Annotated in this window: 3 protein-coding genes; 2 read left to right on the top strand and 1 reads right to left on the bottom strand. The window is 69.1% G+C overall.

The window, feature by feature from the left end; translation table 11 throughout:
- Positions 1 to 94 precede the first annotated feature (94 nt).
- Positions 95 to 835 (top strand): hypothetical protein, encoded by a 741-nt coding sequence (locus ACLQ24_RS29390; protein ID WP_425894991.1) that lies wholly within the window; start codon positions 95 to 97, stop codon positions 833 to 835.
- A gap of 321 nt (positions 836 to 1,156) precedes the next feature.
- Here the strand turns inward: ACLQ24_RS29390 and ACLQ24_RS29385 are convergent, their stop codons facing one another.
- A complete protein-coding gene (locus ACLQ24_RS29385) occupies positions 1,157 to 1,594 on the bottom strand; it encodes a VOC family protein (RefSeq protein WP_425894990.1) in 438 nt (145 codons plus the stop codon).
- 19 nt (positions 1,595 to 1,613) lie between these two features.
- Between ACLQ24_RS29385 and ACLQ24_RS29380 the strand changes: the two genes are divergently transcribed.
- Positions 1,614 to 2,072, top strand: a complete 459-nt coding sequence (locus ACLQ24_RS29380) for a type II toxin-antitoxin system RelE/ParE family toxin (RefSeq protein ID WP_425894992.1) — start codon at positions 1,614 to 1,616, stop codon at positions 2,070 to 2,072.
- Positions 2,073 to 2,144: the final 72 nt, after the last annotated feature.

Genomic DNA, 2,144 nt, shown 5'->3' with positions numbered 1-2,144 from the left:
AAGCCGACGCGCGTCCCGCACCGTAACGCCCATACACCCCAAACGATCACAAACCATTTGGGTTACGGGCCAATATCTCACCCTCGCGGCTGCTTTGTCTGCCGGGGATCGCGCCACCGTCATCGAGCAACTCGAAGCCCTGCTGGCCGCGCACCGGGCATCCCCGCCGGTGCCGCCGCCGACGGTCACACCGGCCGACGCGCCGCTGACGGCGGTACGCCCCGACCGTCGTGCACTCGCCGTAGCCGTTGTCGCGATGGTGCTGTTCGCGACGCTGGGCCCCGGCGCGGTGGGACCGTCGCAGACCGCCCCGATGCGACGGGCCGAGGCGGCGACAATGCGGGATGCCGGATTGAGCGCTCCGCTGCGGGCACCCGTTGCCCTCACAGCGCCGCCGGCCCTCCTGGGCGAGCCGGTGCTTGTGGGCGAGCCGGCTCTCCTGGGCGAGGCGGCGCTCGTGGGCGAGGCGGCGCTCGTGGGCGAGCCGGTGCGACCTCAGGCGGGCGGTTCACCGCGCCCGGCGCCGCGGGCCGTCGTGGCTGCCGCGACGGACCCGTCTGTGGTTGCGGTGACTTCCACGTCACCGGCTGTCGCCGCCGTACCGCCCGCGTCGCCGGACGTCGCTGTTACCCCGTCCGCGTCGCGGACTGTCGAGGCGATGCCGGTGCCTTCGGGCGCTCCCACCCCGTCGTCCGGCACGACGCCGACGGACCTGCCCACCGTGTCGCCGTCGCCCGCGCCCACCGCGACGCCCGATCCCGCGCTGCTGACGGTGTGCCTGGACCCGCTGTTGCCGCTGGTGGGGCGGCTGCTCTGCCCGCCGGTCGAGCCGTGATCTCTCCCTGTGCCCGTTCCGTGCGTACCTGCCGTGTCGTGACTGGCGTGACTGGCGTGAATTGCCGTGCCGTTGCGGGCGTGACCGCCGTGCTCGTTCTGCCCGTGATTGCCGCGCCGTTCTGCCCGTGATTGCCCCGCGGTTCCGCGCGTGATTGCCGTGCCGTTGCGGGCGTGCCCGCCGTGCCGTTCCGGGCGCGTGGCTCGGCCGACCGTGGTCGGATCAGGTCGCGGTGCTCGGCACGATGGCGCTGCACCGAGATCTTGGACAGTTTTCGTTAGCAGCTAACGGAAACTGTCCAAGATCTCCCGGTCCCAGGGCTCAGGTCGGGGTGCCGAAGTCGGGGAGGGTGAGGGTGCCGTCCGGGCCCAACGCGAAGCCGGGGTTCCAGGCGATCTCCCAGACGTGCCCGTCCGGGTCGGCGAAACATCCGGCGTAGCCGCCGTAGAACGTCTCCCGCGCCGGCTGGGTCACCTCGGCGCCGGCCTCGGCGGCGGTCGCCATCAACCGGTCGACCTCCGCCTGTGAGCGCACATTCTGGGCCAGGGTCATCCCGCCGAAACCGCCGGTGTCCGGGTTCGGCACGCCGGCGTCGGCGGCCAGCTTGTCCCGGCTCCACAACACGAGGGCCAGGCCGCCGGCCTGGAAGAAGACCGTCTCCTCGACCTCCTGACCGCGCCAGCCGAGGTGCTCGTAGAAGGCTTTGGCGCGCGCCAGGTCGGAGACGCCGAGGGTGATCAGGCTGATCCGCTGCTCCATCTCCGTAACCTAACGCGCGATCACCTGTCGCGTTTATCGGCGACACGCGTGCAGCGAGGACTGTCGGGCGCTCGCAACCCATAGCATCGATGCTATAAGTTGGGGCAACGTAGAGCTGGAATCAGAGGTCCGAGCGTGGCTGGAGGATCTACCAACTGCCTACTTCGCCCGAGCGGCCTTTTGTATTGATCTTTTGGCTGACCAGGGTGTGCTGCTCGGAGAGCCGCACACGAGACAGCTCGACGGCAAGATACGGGAGCTGCGTTTCTACCTAGAGCGCGATGCGGTACGCGTGACGTACTGGATAGCCTCCGAGCGGAGGATCATCCTGCTCACGGTATTCCGTAAGACGCGGATGCGAGAGGACCGGGAAGTGGAGCGGGCTCGCCGTGCATTCGAGCGGTGCGTCACGGAGCGGCACATCGTGACCGAGGGGATGACTCTGCTGGCGTGTCGGTCGTTAGTAGTGCTCACGTAGCTGTTCAGCGTGAGTAGATGGGCGGCCGAATCGGTCTGACCTGTGGTTATGCGCTCATACGGTGGGTCGATC

It is taken from the genome of Micromonospora sp. DT4 (assembly GCF_049841675.1).
Classification (GTDB): Bacteria; Actinomycetota; Actinomycetes; order Mycobacteriales; family Micromonosporaceae; genus Micromonospora.
This window is presented reverse-complemented; position numbering and strand designations above follow the sequence as displayed.